The 18677-nt window shown below is 67.9% G+C and carries 14 protein-coding genes; 10 read left to right on the top strand and 4 right to left on the bottom strand.

What is annotated here, in order from left to right; all coding sequences use genetic code 11:
- Positions 1–14: 14 nt before the first annotated feature.
- The 4 genes from JN302_RS36520 to JN302_RS36535 all read right to left on the bottom strand — a co-directional run bounded on the left by JN302_RS36520 (position 15) and on the right by JN302_RS36535 (position 5906).
- Positions 15–2054 carry a type VI secretion system Vgr family protein gene (locus JN302_RS36520; RefSeq protein ID WP_202330835.1) on the bottom strand — a complete coding sequence of 680 codons (2040 nt, stop codon included), beginning with the start codon at positions 2052–2054 and terminating at the stop codon, positions 15–17.
- 63 nt (positions 2055–2117) lie between these two features.
- Positions 2118–2594: an Hcp family type VI secretion system effector gene (locus JN302_RS36525; RefSeq protein WP_202330836.1), complete on the bottom strand. Its 477-nt coding sequence runs from the start codon at positions 2592–2594 to the stop codon at positions 2118–2120.
- A gap of 87 nt (positions 2595–2681) precedes the next feature.
- Positions 2682–5414, bottom strand: coding sequence for a type VI secretion system ATPase TssH (tssH, locus tag JN302_RS36530; protein ID WP_244846119.1), 2733 nt, complete (start codon positions 5412–5414; stop codon positions 2682–2684).
- Positions 5415–5576: 162 nt separating this feature from the next.
- Positions 5577–5906, bottom strand: a complete 330-nt coding sequence (locus JN302_RS36535; protein ID WP_202309175.1) for an STAS domain-containing protein — start codon at positions 5904–5906, stop codon at positions 5577–5579.
- A gap of 246 nt (positions 5907–6152) precedes the next feature.
- Between JN302_RS36535 and JN302_RS36540 the strand changes: the two genes are divergently transcribed.
- The 10 genes from JN302_RS36540 (at position 6153) to tssM (ending at position 18577) form a co-directional block, all read left to right on the top strand.
- A complete protein-coding gene (locus JN302_RS36540) occupies positions 6153–7175 on the top strand; it encodes an ATP-binding protein (protein WP_202330837.1) in 1023 nt (340 codons plus the stop codon).
- Positions 7172–7552 (top strand): PAAR domain-containing protein, encoded by a 381-nt coding sequence (locus tag JN302_RS36545; RefSeq protein ID WP_202309177.1) that lies wholly within the window; start codon positions 7172–7174, stop codon positions 7550–7552. Before JN302_RS36540 ends, JN302_RS36545 begins: the two co-directional genes overlap by 4 nt.
- A gap of 1 nt (position 7553) precedes the next feature.
- The gene (locus tag JN302_RS36550; protein ID WP_202330838.1) at positions 7554–8645 is read left to right on the top strand and encodes a methyltransferase domain-containing protein; all 1092 of its coding nucleotides are present in this window, start codon (positions 7554–7556) and stop codon (positions 8643–8645) included.
- 106 nt (positions 8646–8751) lie between these two features.
- Positions 8752–9573 carry an FHA domain-containing protein gene (locus tag JN302_RS36555; protein WP_202330839.1) on the top strand — a complete coding sequence of 274 codons (822 nt, stop codon included), beginning with the start codon at positions 8752–8754 and terminating at the stop codon, positions 9571–9573.
- Positions 9574–9584: 11 nt separating this feature from the next.
- Positions 9585–10085: a type VI secretion system lipoprotein TssJ gene (gene tssJ, locus JN302_RS36560; RefSeq protein ID WP_202309180.1), complete on the top strand. Its 501-nt coding sequence runs from the start codon at positions 9585–9587 to the stop codon at positions 10083–10085.
- 74 nt (positions 10086–10159) lie between these two features.
- Positions 10160–11491, top strand: a complete 1332-nt coding sequence (gene tssK / locus JN302_RS36565) for a type VI secretion system baseplate subunit TssK (RefSeq protein ID WP_202330840.1) — start codon at positions 10160–10162, stop codon at positions 11489–11491.
- A gap of 442 nt (positions 11492–11933) precedes the next feature.
- A complete protein-coding gene (icmH, locus tag JN302_RS36570) occupies positions 11934–13274 on the top strand; it encodes a type IVB secretion system protein IcmH/DotU (protein ID WP_202330841.1) in 1341 nt (446 codons plus the stop codon).
- Positions 13271–13708, top strand: coding sequence for a hypothetical protein (locus JN302_RS36575; RefSeq protein ID WP_202330842.1), 438 nt, complete (start codon positions 13271–13273; stop codon positions 13706–13708). The genes icmH and JN302_RS36575 overlap by 4 nt, the downstream gene beginning before the upstream one ends.
- On the top strand, positions 13677–15071 hold the full coding sequence (locus JN302_RS36580) for a type VI secretion protein IcmF/TssM N-terminal domain-containing protein (RefSeq protein WP_202330843.1): 1395 nt from the start codon (positions 13677–13679) through the stop codon (positions 15069–15071). Before JN302_RS36575 ends, JN302_RS36580 begins: the two co-directional genes overlap by 32 nt.
- The gene (gene tssM / locus JN302_RS36585; protein ID WP_202330844.1) at positions 15068–18577 is read left to right on the top strand and encodes a type VI secretion system membrane subunit TssM; all 3510 of its coding nucleotides are present in this window, start codon (positions 15068–15070) and stop codon (positions 18575–18577) included. The genes JN302_RS36580 and tssM overlap by 4 nt, the downstream gene beginning before the upstream one ends.
- Positions 18578–18677: the final 100 nt, after the last annotated feature.

The following is an 18677-nucleotide window of genomic DNA, read 5'->3' on the forward strand; positions in this document are numbered from 1 at the left end:
GCCGTCACACCGAACTAGTTGATCTTGACCATGCCGCCGGCGACCTTGACCATGCCGTCGCCCGAGACGTCGACGATGGGCGCCTTGATCTCCGACTTCGCAGTGCCTTGCACCGTCACCTTCATGCCGTTGACCGTGATGCCCTGCGGCGTCACCTCGACGGTGTTCTGGCCACATTTGAGGGTGATGCCGCGCGCCGCCTCGATCGTGACCGTCCCGGCCGAGGCCTTGGTTGTCAGGTTGCCGGCGTCGAGCGTCAGCGTGTCGTTGCCCTTTGTGAGCTTGGTCGTCCTGTTGCCGGCATCCAGCGTCAGCGCATCGTTGCCCTGGCCGAGCGTGACGGTGCGGTTGCCCTGCTTGACGTCGAGCGTCTCGTTGCCCTTGGTGATCGTCTCCGTGCGGTTGCCGGCCTTGATGGTCAGTTCGTCATTGCCCTCGGTGATGGTGGTGGTGCGGTTGTTCTTGACGGTCCGCGTCTGGTCGTGGTCGACGACGAGCGTGTCATCGTTCTCGACCTCGCGCACGAAATCCTTCTCGGCATGGAAGAGGATCTTCTCCTCGCCCTTCTTGTCCTCGAAGGACAGTTCATTGGCGTTGGCGGCGCCGCCGGACAGCGTGCTGCGCGACAGAAGGCCCGATTTGGTCATATTCCCCGGCAGCGCCCAGGGCGGCGCATTGGCGCCGTTATAGACAGCGCCGGTCACCAGCGGCCGGTCTGGGTCGCCGTCGAGGAAATGCACCACCACCTCCATGCCGATCCGTGGGATGAAGACCGTTCCCCAGCCGCTGCCGGCGAGGGCCTGGGCGACATGCACGAAGCAGGAGCTCTTCTCGTCCTTGGCCCCGTAGCGGTCCCAGGGGAACTGAATGCGGATGCGCCCGTGCTTGTCGGTGTGGATCTCCTGGCCGGACGGACCGACGACGAGCGCCGTCTGGGGACCGCGCACGATCGGCTTGGGCACAGGCAAAGGGTTGCGGGCCGGCCGGTTCGCGGGGATGCAGGCGAAGCTGTTGCGGTAGTAGGGCTTGCCCTCGGTGCCGGGCTGGATGGTGAATTGCGCGCGGTCGACCACTTCATGCCGGACATCGGTCACGACATGCTTCTTGTTCTTCAGCGCTTCCACCGGATGCTCGGAAAGCGTGAAGCGGTGACCCGGCGTGAAGCTCGCGCAGGTGCCGGCGCCGGTCGCCTCTTCGAAGCGGGCTTCCTCGGCATCGACCGCGACGCCGGCGAGACGCGTCAGTGTCGCGTCCTGCACCGAGCCCGAAGGGAACCGGTAGTGCTCCCAGGATTTCGTCGAGGCGGGCTGCAGGCTGGTCTTGCGGTTGCCCTCGCGCGGGCTCGCCGGCGCCTCGAAATCATAGTCGCCGAGCGTCCATTTCGCGTCGGTCAGGCTGGCGCTGAAATCCATGCGGTGGACCGCATCGGTGGCGTCCTCCAGGCCCTGCCTGTAGGCGACCTGCTCCTGTGCGCCGTCGGCATAGCCGCCGACATGGTCGGTCAGCACCAGCTTGTGGCTGCCGTCCTGATGCGTGAAATAATAGAGGATGCCTTCCTCGGCGAGCAGCCGCTGCAGGAAGGCTAGATCCGTCTCGCCGAATTGAACGCAATAGTCGCGCTTGTCGTAGCTCGCCTGCAGCTTCTTCTCGAAACTGACGCCGCCGTCGCCGAGCAGCGTTTCGGCGATCTCGACGGCCGTCTTGTCCTGAAAGACCTTGTAGTCGGAGGTGCGGTCGAGCAGCCACAGCGAGGGCGCGACCTTGAGCGTGAAGAGCCGGTAGTTGTTGCGGGTAACCAGGCCGCCGCTGAAGGAGATGACGATGCCGTTGACGATGCGCCTGTTGCCGCCGGGGCGGGCCATCGACAAGGTGACGCTCTTGCCAAGCAGGTCCTGCGGCTGGATCGCCTGTCGGCTCGACAGGGCCGAGACCGTGAATTCGAAAAGCCGGGACAAGCCCTCCACGCCCTTCGCTTCGGTCGCGACGAGGGCGTCCGCTCCGAGCGGAGTTTCCAATGTGAGCCAACGCTCCGCCTGAACAAGCGTATCGGACATTCAGAATGCTGCCTCGGCGGACGCCCGGCCTCGAGGCCGGGCGCCGCGCAGGGATTTTCGGCGTCAGCCGCTCTTGGTCGTCGACAGGTCGTAGCTGACAGTCACCGGCGTGCCGGCCTTGTTCTTGTCGTCAAACGGGATGTGCTTGTATTCGATCTTGGTGAAGTTGATCGAAATCGACTCGGTCGGCCGGTCGCCACCCGAGGACAGGCTGTAGCCCGAGATCAGGGCGTTGGTCAGCGTGTATTCCACATAGGTGTTGCCGGGGCTGCCGGTGTTCACCAGGTGGATCTCGACCTTCTTGCCCACCGCGCCGGTGGCGGATTCGGTGAAGAGCGCCGTCGACGAGCCGTCGAGTTGCTTGGTGACGACCACCTCGCTGATCGACGGCTCGCTCGCCTCGCGGTTGGCGGCCGCGCCCGTCGGCGTGGAGATGCCGCGGCCGACGCCGAACTGCAGGCTGGAGACGTCGATCCACTTCTGGTGCTTGTCGTGCGTCGCCTCGCCGTCGATGCCCTCATATTTCAAATAGATTGCCATGCTGTGCTCCTGTTTATCCACGAACCAAAACGCCTCGGCTCCAACCGGGCGCCGCCCGGCCGAAGCCGCTCGGAACTGCCTTCCGGCCTAGGCCGGGGTCACCTCGCCCGCAGACGCCTCTACCCCCTGCAAGCCTTGCTCCCCGCCTCCGGCGCCGCCGCCCGCCGGGGCGAAACGGAAACGCCCGTCCGCGCCGATGGACACTTCGATGCCGCCCACCTGCCCGCCGTCGGCCAGGACGGAGAGCACATGCGCGGACAGTTGCGGCAGCAGGCCGCGGGAAAGGATGTATTCGATGTTCCGGGCACCGCTTTCGACCTCGGTGCAGCGGCTGGCGATCTCGTCGACAAGGCCATCGCCCCAGACGAGCTCGGCCCGGTAGTTCTCGGCGAAGCGCTTGCGGATGCGGTTCAACTGCAGCGCGACGATCTTGCGGATGATGTCGTCGGCCAGCGGAAAATAGGGAACGACCGAGCAGCGGCCGAGGAAGGCCGGCTTGAACAGCTTGAGCAGTTCCGGCCGGAGTTGCTCGGCCAGCGTCTCCGGATCGGGCCTGGTCTTCGGATCGGCGCACAGGCGGTGGATCAGGTCGGTTCCCGCATTCGACGTCATGATGATGACGGTGTTCTTGAAGTCGATGTCGCGTCCCTCGCCGTCGCGCAGCATGCCCTTGTCGAAGACCTGGTAGAAGACGTCCTGCACGCCGGGATGTGCCTTCTCCATCTCGTCGAAGAGCACGACCGAATAGGGCCGCCGGCGCACGGCCTCGGTCAGCACGCCGCCTTCACCATAGCCGACATAGCCGGGCGGCGAGCCGACGAGCATCGAGACCTTATGCTCCTCCTTGAACTCCGACATGTTGATGACGGTGAGGTTCTGTTCGCCGCCATAGAGCAGGTCGGCGACGGCGAGCGCCGTCTCGGTCTTGCCGACGCCCGAGGTACCGACCATCAGGAACACACCGATCGGCTTGCGCGGATCGATGAGCTTGGCGCGCGACGTGCGGATGGTCTCGGCAATGGCCTCCAGCGCATGCGGCTGGCCGATGACGCGTTCCTCCAGCTTATCTTTCAGGCCGAGCACCGTCTTGATCTCGTTCGAGACCATGCGGCCGACCGGAATGCCGGTCCAGTTGCCGACGACCTCGGCGATCGCCTGACCGTCGACCGTCACATGCATCAGCGGCTTCTCGCCCTGCAGCGCGGCGAGCTCGTCCTTGCAGGCGGCGAGGTCGGCGCGCAGCTTCGCGGGATCCTCGGCGCCCTCGACCGGCGCGGCCTCCTCGTCGAGCTCGCCCAGCGTGTCGTGCAGCGCGCGGATCTTGCCGACGAGGTCACGCTCCTTGTCCCATTGCGCCTCGAGCGCCTCGAGCTCGGCGACCGTCGTCGCACGCTCGGCCTTCAACTCGCCCACGCGCTGCGAATGGTCGGTTCCGATGCGGCCTTCGCGTGCCAGCACGGCGAGATCGGTGTCGAGCATGTCTATGCGCCGGCGGCGGTCCTCCACCGGCGCAGGTATGGCGTAGCTGGCTATGGCGACACGCCCGCAGGCAGTGTCCAGCAGGCTGACCGCCTTGTCCGGAAGCTGGCGGCTCGGTATGTAGCGGCGCGACAGGCGCACCGCGTCCTCGACCGCCTCGGCCAGGACACGCACGCCATGATGACGTTCCAGCGTCGGCACAAGGCCGCGCATCATGGCGATCGCCGCCTCGTCGTCCGGCTCCTCGACCTTCACCACCTGGAAGCGGCGCGTCAGCGCGGGGTCGCGCTCGAAATATTTCTTGTACTCGGCCCAGGTCGTGGCCGCGATGGTGCGCATCTCGCCGCGGGCGAGTGCCGGCTTCAGCAGGTTAGCCGCGTCGTTCTGGCCGGCTGCGCCGCCGGCGCCGATCAGCGTGTGGGCTTCGTCGATGAAGACGATGATCGGCTTGGGCGACGACTTCACGCCCTCGATCACGTTCTTCAGCCGGTTCTCGAATTCACCCTTCATGCCGGCACCCGCCTGAAGCAGGCCGAGGTCGAGCGACAACAGCTCGACGTCCTTCAGCGAGGGCGGCACGTCGCCGGCCGCGATCTTCAGGGCGAAACCTTCCACCACGGCGGTCTTGCCGACGCCGGCCTCGCCCGTGAGGATCGGGTTGTTCTGGCGCCGCCGCGTCAGGATGTCGATGATCTGCCGTGTCTCGGCGTCGCGGCCCAGCACGGGATCGATCTTGCCCTCGCGCGCCCGCGCGGTGAGATTGATGGTGTACTGCTCCAGCGCCGAGCCGCCGACAGAAGCGGCGGGAGCGCCGGCCCCGGCAGCTTTGCCCGTCCCGCCCGAGGCCAGGCTGGCGCCGCCCGATTCGCTGGTGTCGGCGGCGATCTTGCCGAGCGAGGCGCGCAGCGTCTCGGCATTGATCCGGGCGAGCATCGGGGATGCATCGCGTGCCAGCGCGGCCAGCGAATCGTCGCACAGCAGTGCCGCCATCAGATGGCCGCTGCGCACCGCCGCGGCGTCATATTGCAGCGACGCGAAGATCCAGGCCTCGCGGATGAGCTTGACGATGTTGGGCGCCAGCGCCGGCGACCGGCTGTTGCCGGTCTTCAGCTTGTCGAGCATGCGGGTCAGGTCCGCCGCGAGGCGGCCGGCATCGATCTCGAAATGCCTGAGGATGGCCGCGACGTCGTTGTCGTTGGCCTCGATCAGCTTGGCCAGCCAGTGCTCGATCTCGACATTGTAGTGGGTGCGCGACAATGTCAGGCCGACGGCGCCCTCCAGCGTCGACCGACAGTGTTGGTTGAGGCGCCCAACCAGCGATTGCAAGTCAACGTTCAACAAGACAGGCCCCCTCATCCCCCACCGGACAGCCGCCTGGCGGCGCGGCAACCCGCACCGCCCCGGAGGACCCTTCTCCGAAGCCGGCGGCGTCTAAATCAAACGATATGTAACGTTACGTGATCGTAGTATCTACATCGTCCCAGGTCCAGAGCGTTTTCGCGCTCAGGGCCCGACAGCGGCGTCAACGTCGGGAAACACTGGAAACAGCCTTAAGAAACCACTCATCTCGAACACGAGGCGAATACGTTTGTTGAGGCCGGCAAGTGCAATACGGCCGCCGGCTGCCTTCACTTTCTTAGCCGCAGAAATGAATGCCGACAGGCCAGTACTGCTGATGTATTCGAGTTGTCCCAGGTCGATGACGATCTGCGTATCGCCTCGATCGATGACGGAACTCAGGTGCCGGTCGAAGACCGGCGAGGTCGTCGTGTCGATCCTGCCGCTCGGGGCGATGATCAGGTTGCCGTCGCGGCGACTCTCGGCGATGTTCATGACGATTGCGTCTCGACTGTCTGCGGAGATCTATCCCATGCTGGGTACACCGCCGGGCCTCTTTCCGCAACGTCCGCCGCGCTGCGGCGGAACGACCGCCCTGATCCGGGAGTACGACTTCGGGCCGGCCGATCCCGGGGGTGCCATAGCTGCATCGCCGGAACAAAAAGTTAAACAGGCACGCTTAGCCTATCGGTTGAACCCTGCCGGGAGTACCGCTCCCGGGCGCATCGAGACGAGACGTTGGTGAACGTGCCCGCCCCGCATGACGATATCGCGAAGGCCATCCGCGACGCGCTCCTGCCGCAGCGCTTCCCCGTGCGACGCGACGTCGAACTGGGTGCCGGCACGGCGCAGGAAAAAGAGGCCGTCTCATTCCACGACACAGTGTGGCTCGGCCATCACTTCCTCGCCGTCGCGGCTGTGCGCGTCAAGCGCGGCGGCATCGGCGGGGCGCTCGCCGCGGCCGCCCTCCGCCAGCTTCTGAGAGCGGCCCTCTCCGTCACCCCGACACCTGAGGCCGCGCTCGCCGCCTGCGAAGAAATCTGCGCAACACCGGGGTTCGACGCCGCGGTGCTGCGGCTCGACCTCGTGACGGGAGCGGTCGAGTCGGCAACGCGGGGACAGGCGCGCATCGAGACGACGCGACACGGGGAAGGCGGGCGCCTCTCGCCCGGGGAGATCGTCTGGCTGGGGGCCGGCGACGTGCCGCTGCCCGCCGAGCTGACGCCGCCGGTCGAAGGACCCGAAGGCCTCGTGCAGCCGGCGATCGCGCGCGCCGGCGGCGGCAGCGCCGCCGCGCTGCTCTACAAGGCACATGGCCGCGCCGCCGGGAGCAGCACCTTCGCGGTGCCCAACGATGCCGGGGCCATTCCCGGCGTGCTCGCCCAGATCGACGCCTTTTGCGCCCGCCACGCGATCGCACGCGAGGATGTGGAGGGCATCGACGTTGCGGTCGACGAGGTCCTGAGCAACGCCATCGCCTATGCCTTCCGGGACGGCCACGCCCATGAGATATTCGTCACGTCGACGGCCGAGCCGGGGCGGTTGGTGATCGAGATCAGCGACGACGGCGTCCCCTTCGACCCGCTCGCCGTGCCGCCGCCCGATCTTTCGGCCGATCTCGAGGCGCGGCAGGTCGGCGGGCTCGGCATGCATTTCGTGCGCAACCTGCTGGACGACGTTGCCTATAAGCGGGTAAACGGCTGGAACGTGCTGACGCTGCGCAAGCGCGTGGGCGAGGCTCGAAAGGGGGAGAGTTCGTCATGAACGCAGCACGCATCGGCGACCAGATCCTGCAGGACGCACCGCACTGCCACGCGCCGATCCATCCGGCCGCACCCGTCCCGACGCCGACGCCCCACCCTGCAATGCCGCTTGCCATCGTCAAGGGACAGCCGAATGTGATGATCGGCAACATGCCTGCCGCGCGTATCACCGACATGTCGCAGCCCTGCATGCTCGCGGGCTGCATTCCGGCCGGCCCCGGAATGATCTCGAAGGGCTCGGCGACGGTATTCATCGGCGGCCTGCCGGCGGCGCGCGTCGGCGACATGACGGCGCATCCGTCCTGTGTCGCCCCGATCCCCAGCCCGGTCGGCAAGATCCTGCCGCCCGGCTGCCCCACCGTGATGATCGGCGGCTGAGGTGCGGCCCCGCCACTTCGAGACACTGCGGCCGATCTGCCCGGTCTGCCGCGCGCGCGAAGTCTCGTCGCATCTGGCCATCAACATCGTCGAGGCCGGAACCGACGACGAGATCACTGCCGGCATCCTCGGTTGCCCGAACTGCGGAGCGGAATATCCAGTCATCGACGGACTGCCCGTGATACTGCCCGATGTGCGCCGCTACGTGCAGGACAATCTGTTTTATCTGCTGGCGCGCCGCGACCTGACGCCGGCGGTGGAAAGCCTGATCGGCGACGCCTCCGGCCCGGGCAGCGCTTTCGATTCGATCCGCCAGCATGTCTCCTCCTATGTGTGGGACCATTGGGGCGACCAGGACCCCGCGGAGACGGGATCGGCTGCCGGCAACGCCTCTCCGGGCAGCGTCGCCCGCGTGCTTGCCGGCGGCCTCGACATGATCTCGGACGGCCTGGCGTCGGGACCGGTGCTCGACATGGGCTGCGGGGCCGGACGCTCCGTGGCGGAACTCGCGGCGCGGACCGGCCGCACCGTGCTCGGCATCGACGTCTCGACGCCGCTCGCCCGCGTCGCGCGGCGCGCCGTGGTCCACGGCCATGTCGACTATGCACGGCGCCGGGTCGGGTTGGTCTATGACCGCCGCGCATTCGGCATCGATATTGCAGGGCGCGAACGCATGGACGTGTGGATCTGCGACGTGCAGGCCCTGCCCTTCGAGCCCGCCACATTCGCGCTCGCCGTGGGGCTCAACCTGCTCGACTGCCTCGGGGATCCGCAGCGCGGCCTCGCCGAGATCGGGCGTGTGCTGTGCGACGACGGCAAGGCCCTGCTCGCCGTCCCGTTCGACTGGACCGGCCATGTCACTGCCGTCGAAGGCTGGATCGGCGGACATTCCCAGCGCGGCCCGCATGGCGGATCGGCGGAAGCCATTCTCGACGGAATGCTGAGCGAGGGAGCGCTGTCGAGCGGCGGCCTGCGCAAGCTGGGGCCGGCGCGCGAGATACCGTGGCACGTCAGGCTCCACGAAAGGTCCTGCATGCATTACGATGTGCATGTCGTGGCGGCGCGGCGTGATTCCGCGGCAGGCATGGCCTAGCGGCGAGACTTTTCGCATCCGCCTGCCGGTGTTCTCCTCCGACGTGAGATGGGAGAAATGCCGGCTTCCGATTCGTCGACGGAACGGAAAAGTTCGGGAGGGGGGCTTGAAGCTCAAACTGGTTCTGAAAGGGCCCGACCGTCTGATGGGGGCCCAGTTGGAGAAGACGCTGGAGCAGGGCAGCCTCGTCGTCGGCCGCTCGCCGACGGCGGACTGGACGCTGCCCGACCCGGAGCGGGTCATATCGAAGACCCATTGCCGCATCGACCGGGACTTCAGCGGCTTCGTGGTGACGGACACGTCGACCAACGGCGTCCACGTCAATGAGGAGCCGGTCGGCTTCGGCCTGCCGCGCCTGCTCGCCAATGGCGACGTGCTGAGGCTGGGCGATGCGGTCGTGCTGGTGCGCATCGACGAGACGGCCGTGTTGTCTCCCGCGCAGACGCGGCAGCCGATGGCTGATCCGATCGCAAAGCTCCCGCCCGACGGACCTTTCGGCGTCGCCGCTCTTCCGGTTCCGCCGACAGAATCGGCGACAGATCGGGCAGCAGCCCCGGCCGATCCGGCGACGGCGGCGGTCGAGCGCATCCTGGACGACTGGTGGGCGTCCGACGAGCCGCCCACAGGCCCTGCCGATCCGAAATCCGTGGATATCTCGTCAAAGCAGCCCTCAGCGGCAATTCCGGTTACCACATCGGCGGAAGAGCCGTTACCGTCGCCGCGTGATGACGTGGCGAAACTCGTTGATTCGCTCTCCGGCATCGAGCTGAAGGCCTTCGCGCGGGCGGTGGACGAGGCGGCGGCTCAATTGCCGGACGGGGAACGGCGAAAGTTTCAGGGGCGGTTGCAAGACCTTCTTGCGGGAGGCGAAGCCCGGGGGGAGGTAGTGCCGCCTTCTCGGTGGTGCTGGCTGACGCCCGGCAGGTGATGGGGTTTTGCATGCCCGGCATTCTCCGGACATGGTGGGTGTTGGTGATGTTCCTGGGGCTCTCGGCCTGCGGGCTCTTCGGCAAGCCGCCGCCCAAGGAGATCGAGATCAAGCCGGCACCTACGGAGGCGTCGATCGACTTCATCGCCATGGCCTCGCCGCTCGTCAATCCCCTGCCCGACGGCCAGCCTTCGCCGCTGATGATGCGCATGTATCAGTTGAACGGCGAGACCGCTTTCGCCAATGCGAGCTTCCGCCAGCTCTGGGAGCAGGACGCCGCCACGCTCGGCCCGACCATGCTGGGCAAGGCCGAGATCATGCTCAACCCCGGCGGGGTGGAACGCATCAAGGCCAATCTGATCGAGGGCACGACGATCGTCGCCGTCGTCGTCGGCTTCCGCGATTTCGAGCAGGCGAAGTGGCGGGCAATGGTGCCTATGCAGGGAGAGAAGAAGTTCAAGCTGAAGGCGGAACTGAAGACGCTTTCGGTCGAACTCGGTCCTCAGGATTAAACACGCGACGGGAGGATATGATAGTCATATGACCAGCGATAGCGGATCGCGGCACGAGGGTGGGGACATCAGGCATGCCATTCGATGACAAGGTGGTCTGGTCGGAGGGCATGTTCATCCGCGCCCAGCACTTCCAGCAGGAAGGCCGGCATGTCGAGCGCCTGCTGAACGGCCGGGTGCGCGGCTTGCGCGCCTATGGCTGGGGCCTGACCGAACTGGTGCTGAACCGCGAGCTCCTGTCGATCGGCCGGTTCGCGGTCGAGCGCGCGGCGGGCGTATTCGAGGACGGCACGCCCTTCTCGGTGCCCGACGGCGCGGCCGAGCTTCAGCCGCTGCAACTCGGCGAAAATCTGCGCAACTGTGTCGTCTATCTCACCTTGCCGATCACCCAGCCCGGAAGCCGCGAAACTGCGGACGACGGCGCCGACATGCTGACCCGCTATGCGACCCGCGACATCGAGGTGCCCGACGCCAACAGCGGCGAATCGGCGCCGGTGCCGATCACCGTCGCCAAGCTGCGGCTCGGCTATGCGCCGGAGACGAGCGAACGCAACGGACTGCTCGGCATCGGCCTGGCGCGCGTCGTCGAAGTGCGCGCCGACAATACGGTCGTGCTCGACGACGGCTATATTCCGCCCGCGCTCGATTCCCAGATCTTGCCCGTCCTGGCCGGACTGCTCACCGAGATCGTAGGGCTGCTCAACCATCGCGGCGAGGCGATCGCGGCGCGGCTCGCCTCGGGCAGCGCCGGCACGGCGGCCGAGATGACCGACACGCTGATGCTCCAGACCATCAACCGCTGGCAGCCGGTCTTCGCCCACCTCGCCTCCGCCGCCTGCGTCCACCCCGAGACCGTCTTCCAGAACGCCGTGGCGCTGGCCGGCGAGCTTGCTACCTTCACCGCATCAGGCCATCGCCCCCGCCCCTTCCCCGTCTACGACCACGAAAGGCTGCAGCCGACCTTCGCGCCCGTCGTCGCAGCCATCCGCCAGTCGCTCAGCGCCGTGCTCGACCGCGGCGCCATCCCCATCCCGCTCACCGAGCACCGCTACGGCATTCGCGTCGCCACGCTGCCCGATCGCTCGATCGTCTCCAAATACACATTCGTGCTCGCCGCCCAGTCCAGCATGCCGGCCGACGCCCTGCTTCGCCGCCTCGTCGGGCAGGTCAAGATCGGGCCGGTCGAGCAGATCAGGGAACTGGTGAACGCAGCGCTGCCCGGCATCATGCCGCGCGCCCTGCCGGTCGCGCCGCGTCAGATCCCCTATCATACGGGCAAGGCCTATTTCGAACTCGACCGCACCAGCGCGATGTGGAAGCAGATCGCCACTTCGGCGGGGCTCGCCATCCATGTTGCCGGCGACTTCCCGGGGCTGGAGCTCGACCTTTGGGCGGTGAAGGATTAGCGATGATGAGGCCTGCCGGGAGATATCCATTTGCCGGCTTGCCGCGAGCGAGCCAACGGAGCGGGTTCGCGAGCGCCGGCGGCGCCCCTGCCACGAAAGTAGCGCCGAAATTGGTTCTGCTTCAGTCGGATAAGGGATCCGGCGGCGCCGGGCTGGGCCCCTCATCCGGCTGCCCGTCCTCCGCAGCAGTTGCGCTGCAGCTGCGGAGGACGGGCAGCCGGATGAGGGGCGGCGGTCAGGTTTCAAGACTGATGACATTATGCAACTTGATCTGAGCATCGTTTGAGGAAGAAGGAGAGCGACGCTGAGCGACCCCTTTTCCTATTTCTCAGGTGCGGACGATACGATCAGGCGTCCGCTGACCGGCGCGGAAGCGAGGCCGCAGCCGGCGCGGCCAGACGCCGCGCGCTCCGGCTTCCATCCAGGGGCCTCCGACCAGCGCGTGGGGAGCGGCGGACTTTCGCTCGACGACGAATTGTTCGGTCCCGCTCCGTCCAGGGCAGATGCCGAATTCGATCTAGACTTCGTCCAGGCCGGCCGCGGCGAGACGATCCGCCCGCGCGGCGATCCCGGCATCGACAAAGCCTTCGACCTGTCGGCGATCAATCCGCTGGTGAGCGCCGCCGCGCCGCTGCTGTGGCTGGCCGGCAGGCTGAATGAAAGTGCCGCGCCCGACGACATCGCCGAATTCCGCAACCGGACGCTCGACGAGATCAAGCGTTTCGAGACCGCGGCCATGGCGAAGGACGTCCCCAACCGCACGGTGCGCATTGCGCGATACGCCTTGAGCGCGACGATTGACGACGTCATCCTCAACACGCGCTGGGGCGGCCAGTCGGGCTGGGCGAACGGCAGCCTGGTCAGCGTGCTCTACAACGAGACCTGGGGCGGCGAGCGCTTCTACGACCTGCTCTCGCAACTGATGGCCAATCCGGAAGACAATGTCGACGCGCTGGAACTGATGGCGATCTGCCTGGCCATCGGCTTCGTCGGCAAGTATCGGGTGTCGGAGGGCGGTCTCGGCCAGCACACCCGCCTGCGCCATGATCTCTACCGCGCCATCCGCCGCGTGCGGGGGCCTTACGATCGCAGCTTGTCGGCGGCCTGGCAGGGCGTGGCGGCCCCGCACCGGGCGCCGCGCAGCATGGCCGGTCCGTGGCTCGCCGCGGCGATCGTCGCCGCGCTTCTGGCCGCCCTCTGGATCTTCTCCAGCATCAGCCTGCGCGGAACCGTCGAGGCGGCCGCGGAGAAGATCCGCGTGCTCGCCCCGGCCATGCCGGTCGTCGTCGAGCGGACCGGCGTGCCCGACATTCCCGACCCGAAGCCGCCGGTACGCCAAACTCAGATCGAGAGGCTGTCGGCATTCCTTGCAAGCGACATCGCCGCCGGCACCGTCGAGGTCGCGCCATCGGGCACCTCGGTGCTCATTCGCATGCTTAAAGCCTCCTTCCCGTCCGGCGGTCTCGACATCTCCGGCACGGAGGATCCGCTGGTCGGCCGCATCGGCGCCGCGCTCAACGGCGAGAAGGGCCCGATCCTGGTCATCGGCCACACCGACAACGTGCCCGTCGGACCCGGAAGCCCGCTCGGCGACAATATGGCGATCTCGGTGGCACGGGCTCGCTCGGCCGCCGACATGCTGCGCCGCCATGTCGACGATCCGAGCCGCGTGAGCTTCGAGGGGCGCGGCGAAACCGACCCGATTGCCAGCAACGCCACGGCGGAAGGCCGCGCCCGCAACCGCCGCGTCGAGTTCCAGATACCGGCGGAACCGCAGACATGAGGCCGGGGCTCCTGGCAGCCTGGCTTGCCGGACTTCTGCTGTCGATCGCCGCCGGCTGGCTGATCTGGCGTCAGGCGCAAATCGCCGATCCGGATCTGCGTTTCGCGGCCACGCTGGCGCCGCTCGCGCTGTGGAGCCTGGTGCCCGTCGTCTTCTGGCGCTTCTTCGCCGGGGATGGCGGCCGATCCGGCACGCCGGGGCTGCGCGACCAGCGGCGCGCCGTGCTCGCCTTGCTCGCCGACCGGGGTCTTTCCGGTCGGCGAGCCCGTTATTCGGTGCCCTTCTATCTGGTGACCGGCGCCCCCCGGTGTCGGCAAGTCGAGCCTGCTCGACCGCTCGGGCCTCCGGCTCTCCTCACCGACAACGATCGGCGGCGCGCGCTGGTGGATCGGCGAGGAAGCGGTGTTCGTCGAGACCTCCTTCGGCCTTCCTGACCAGAGCGTGCGGGCGGTCTGCGACCTGCTGCGTAGCCTTCGCCCGCAGCTTCCGCTAAACGGCATCGTGCTGGTCGCCAGCCCCGCCGACCTGACGCTCGCCGACCAGACCGAGCATCGCGAAATGGCACAAGGCGCCGCGCAAGCCCTGCGCGAGATCGAGGACGCGACGGGCCGTCGGGCCCCCGTCTATCTCATGCTCGCCAAGATCGACCTGCTGCCGGGATTCCTCGAATTCTTCGACCGTCAGGAACCACAGGAACGGTCCCAGCCCTGGGGTTTCGCCCTGCCGTTCGCCGGGCTAGGGAAAAATCCTTCGGCAGCCGAGGCCGGCGAGGCCGTGACGCTTGGTTTCCAATCGCTGCTCGCTGCGATGCGCGCGCGGCTCGTCGAGTGGCTGTCGCGAGAGGCCGACCCGGTGCGCTGTGCCCGCATCAACGGCTTCGGCGCACAGGTCGCCGGGCTGCAGCCGACGATCCAGCCGCTCCTCGATGCATTGATGACGGGCGGCGGGAGGACATGGCAAGGCGGGACCCTGCGCGGCATCTATCTCACCAGCGCGCGGCAGGAGGCGCTGTCCATCGACGGGCTGTTGCCGGAACTGTCGCGCCGCTTCGCCATGCCGCGCATCGGCATGCTGCCGCCCGATCTCGGGCTCGACGAGGAGGAGCATGGCTTCTTCATCGGCGACGCCCTCCGCAAGGCCGTCTTCACCGAGGCGGGACTGATCGGCAGGGAACAGGGTCCACGTCCGGCCGTCGTGGTCCAGTGGGCGGCGATCGCCGCCGTCGTCGCGGCCAGCATCGGTTTCGGCTATCTCGTCACCCAAGATTTCGACGAACAGACGCGGCTCGCCGCGCGCAGTGCCGAGGCAGCCTCCGGCATCGCTCCCCTGGCTACCCCCGCCCGGCTCGACGCCCTTCCCTCCATCCTGGCCTCGATGCGTCAGCTCGACGGGCTCCAAGCCGAGCTCGCCGCGGCACCGCGCGCCGAAGCCTACGCTATCGGTCTCGACGCGCGCCCCAAGGTCGATGCGGCGACAGACGATGCGCGCGCCCGGCTGCGGCGCAACGCGCTGGCGCCCAGCCTGGTCGCGATGCTCGAGACCGAACTCGTCGACCTCGATGCCGACGTCGATACGCTGAAGGCGCGCATCGCGCTTGCCGAAGCGGCCGGAAAGCCGGATGCCGCGGCCCTGAAGACGTGGCTCGACAAGCAAGCCGCCGCGCTGCCGGCCGACGATCGGCTCTACTTCGTTACCGAAAGCACGCAGCTCTTCACCGGCAGTGGCGGGCTCTCCGTGGATCCGGCCTATGTCGCGGCCGCCCGGCGCATCATCGCCTATAAGGAAAGCCTGTCGTGAGGCTCGGCAAGCGCCTGCAGGCAATTGGCCGGGTCCTCACCACACCGGGCGCCCTGCTGACCCTCGCTGCCCTGCTGGCGGCGCTGTTCGTTTGGCTGATCGGGCCGCTGCTCGCCTTCGGCGAAATACGTCCGCTCGGCCCCGCATCGGTGCGCCTGGCGATCCTGCTCGTCATCGCGCTGGCCTGGGGCGTGATCGGCTATCTCATCCGCGTCAAGCGCAGCAGCGAAGACCAGGCGCTGCTCGCCGCGCTCCGGCGCCAGCAGGACGAGGAACGGCAGGCGGCCGATCAGGGCGAGGCCGCGATGGAGGCCGAACTTTCCGCCTTCCGCAACGCCGCACGCGGCGCGATGCGGCTGGTGCGCAAGGGAAGCCCGGTCAATCCCTTTGCCCGCGACCGCTATTCCGTGCCCTGGTATCTGGTCATGGGATCGGACGGCGCCGGCAAGTCCGCGATCGTGCGGAATTCGGGGCTGTCGCTGCCCTACCAGGCGGAAGCGACACCCGATGCCGCCGCGGGCTTCCACGTCGCCGACCAAGGGGTGTTGGTCGAGTTCTCCGGCCGCTTCCTCGATCCGTCCGAACGACCGTCCACGCCGCTCTGGCTGCGGCTGCTCGACCATCTGCGGCGCCTGCGGCCGCAGCAGCCGGTCAACGGCATCGTGGTGGCGGTGAGCGCCGGCGAGCTCAGCGCCATGACGGCCGAGGCCGTGCTCGACTTCGCCTCGACGCTGCGCCGCCGGCTGGACGAGGCGACCGCGCGGCTGCGCGCCCGCCCGCCGGTCTATCTCGTGGTCAGCAAGCTCGACCTGCTGGCCGGCTTCGAAGAATTCTTCGACGCGCTCAGTGCCGAAGAGCGGACCGCGGTGCTCGGCCTGCCCCTGGCGCCGTCCGCGGCGGGCTCCGCCACCGCGGGCGAGCGTTTCGACCAGGGTTTCGCCGACATCGTGGAGCGGCTTTCGCAGCATCTCCTCTTGCGCCTGCAGGAAGAGCCCGACGACGACCGGCGGCGCAAGGCCTATGAGTTCCCCGCCCAGTTCGCGGCGATGCGGACGGCGCTGGAACCGCTTGTCGCCTATCTGACGGCGGTGCACCGATTCGAGGCTGCGCCGCAACTGCGCGGCCTGTTCTTCACCAGCGCCACGCAGAACGGCCTGGCGGTCGACCTGCTCGCCCGCCACCTGGCCGCGGGTTTCGCGCAGCGGCCGCAGAACCTGGCGCTGCGCCACGACGGCGGGCCGGTGCATGGCCGGCCCTATTTCCTCGGCCGGCTGGTGCGCGACGTCATCCTGCCCGAGGCGGGCGCCGGAGGCCTGTCGCGCCCGGCCGAGATGGTGGCGCGGGCGCAGGGCATCGCCGCCAACGTGATCCTGACCATCGCCACCTTCGGGCTGATCGCGCTGTGGTGGCTGGGCTTCAGCGAGGGCCGCGCCTATACGGCCCGGCTCGAGCAGGGGCTCGGTTCCGCGCGCGAGACGATCGCGGCAGCGGCGCCGGCGGGCCGGGCGCCGTCGGACTTCAAGCCGGTGCTGGCCGCGCTCGACGATTTGCGCGGCCTCGCCGAGGAGCGGCCGGGACGCGCAACCCTCGGCCTTTACGGCACGTCGGCCGTCGAGGCGGCGGCGCGTGACGCCTATGACCGCAGCCTTTCCACGATGCTGCTTCCTTTCGCCTGGCGTTACCTGCGCGACGGGCTCGACGATCCGCAGACCCCGGCACCGCTGCGGTTCCACCAGTTGAAGCTCTATCTGATGCTGGCCGGAGAACGACCGCTCGAGCCTTCGGCAGCTGCCCTGCTGGGTCCCGACTTCACCGCCAAGTGGCTGCCCTACGACCGCACGCCGCAGGCCGACGCCGACGTCTCGGCCCATCTTGCGTCGCTGGCCGGTGCCGGTTTCCCGGCGCCGGCGGCGGATGCGGCCCTTGTCGACCGGGCGCGCGGCCGGCTCTCGACCTACACGCTGGCGCGGCTCGCCTACGACACGCTTGCCACCCTTCCCGAGATCCAGAAGCTGCCGGTCTGGCGTCCGGTGGACCACATGAGCATGGCGGGGCCGCAGGCGCTCGCCCGCGTCAGCGGCCAGAGCTTCTGGAACGGTATCCCCGGGCTTTATACCCGGTCCGGCTTCTTCGGTTCGGCATTGCCGGCGAGCGGCACGGTGTCCGAGCGTCTGGCGAAGGATCTCTGGGTAATGGGCGTGGCCGACACGATCGCGAACCGCCAGCGCGAGGCGCAGCGCATCCGCGACGGCCTGCTCGATCTCTACCGCGTCGACTATATCCGCCAGTGGGACAGCCTGCTCTCCGACCTGACGATGATCGACGGCGCGAATGCCGGCGACGTGGCGCGGGCGATGGCCCTCATCACCGGGAAGCCCTCGCCGGTGACGGAACTGACGGCGGCGATCGGTGCCGAAACCCGGATGGAGCCCGACAAGGGCCCGCTCGACGGCTTGCCCGGAGCCGCTACCGCACAGGTGGAACGTGTCGCCAACACCGTGCTTTCGCCGCAGCGCGTGATCGACGTCGCAGCCGCCGTCACCGAACATTTCAAACCCTACAACGATGCTGTCTCGGCGGCCGAGGGCCAGCAGTCGCAGGTCGATGCGATGCTGGCGGCCCTCGAGCCGCTCTACCGGCAGATCAACCATGTCGCTACGGGCGGCGACATATTGGAACTCGGGGCGCAGCCGCAGACGCTGCTCAACCAGCTCGGCGAGCAGGTGAGTGCGCTGCCCGACCCGCTGCAGCCGCTCTTCCGGCGCATCCTGTCGCAGGCGGCGGCGGTGACCGGCGGCAGTTCGCGCGAAAGGCTGGCGCAGATCTGGAACACAACGGTGAAGCCGGCCTGCGACGCGACGACGTCGGGCCGCTACCCTTTCGATCCGGCCAGCGCGAGCGACGCCTCGCTTTCCGATTTCTCGTCGCTGCTCGGGCCGAACGGCCAGATCGCCGCGTTCCGCAACGACTATCTGAAGCCCTTTATCGACACGAGCGCCAGGCCGTGGCGCTGGCGCACGGGCCAGCAGGCGGGGCTAGGGCTGGGGGACGATGTGCTCGGCGCCTTCGAACAAGCAGACGACATCACTATCGCCTATTTCGCCGGCGCGGACGCGCCCTCGGTCGATTTCGTGGTGGAGCCGCTGCGGCTCGACCCCAAGGCCCGGGCGCTGCAGTTCGACATAGGCGGGCCGGTCCTGGTCTATGCGCACGGCCCGGTGACGCCGACGCCCTTCCACTGGCCCCCCCAGCGGCCCGACGCCGAAGCAAGCCTGTCGATGACGCCGGAGATGGACGGCCAGCGCAACATCCTGCGGCGGCAGGGACCCTGGGCGCTGTTCCGGCTGTTCGACGCGGCACGCATCCTGGAAGTGGATCCGACCGACGTCGTGCCTTTCGGCTTCATGGTCGGCACCCGGCAGGCCGTGCTCCAGGTGACGGCCCCGGCGACGAGGAACCCTTTCGTGAAGGACCTGCTGGCCGAGTTCAAATGCCCGGTGCTTTAAGTGTTCCGAAGTGATCGGCGGCCCCTACAGCGTGTCGCGTGAAAACGGATTTACGCAACACGCTGTAGGTCTTTGATTTGACGCATGTCTTTGTCCCCGA

It is taken from the genome of Mesorhizobium sp. L-8-3 (assembly GCF_016756615.1).
Taxonomy (GTDB): Bacteria; Pseudomonadota; Alphaproteobacteria; order Rhizobiales; family Rhizobiaceae.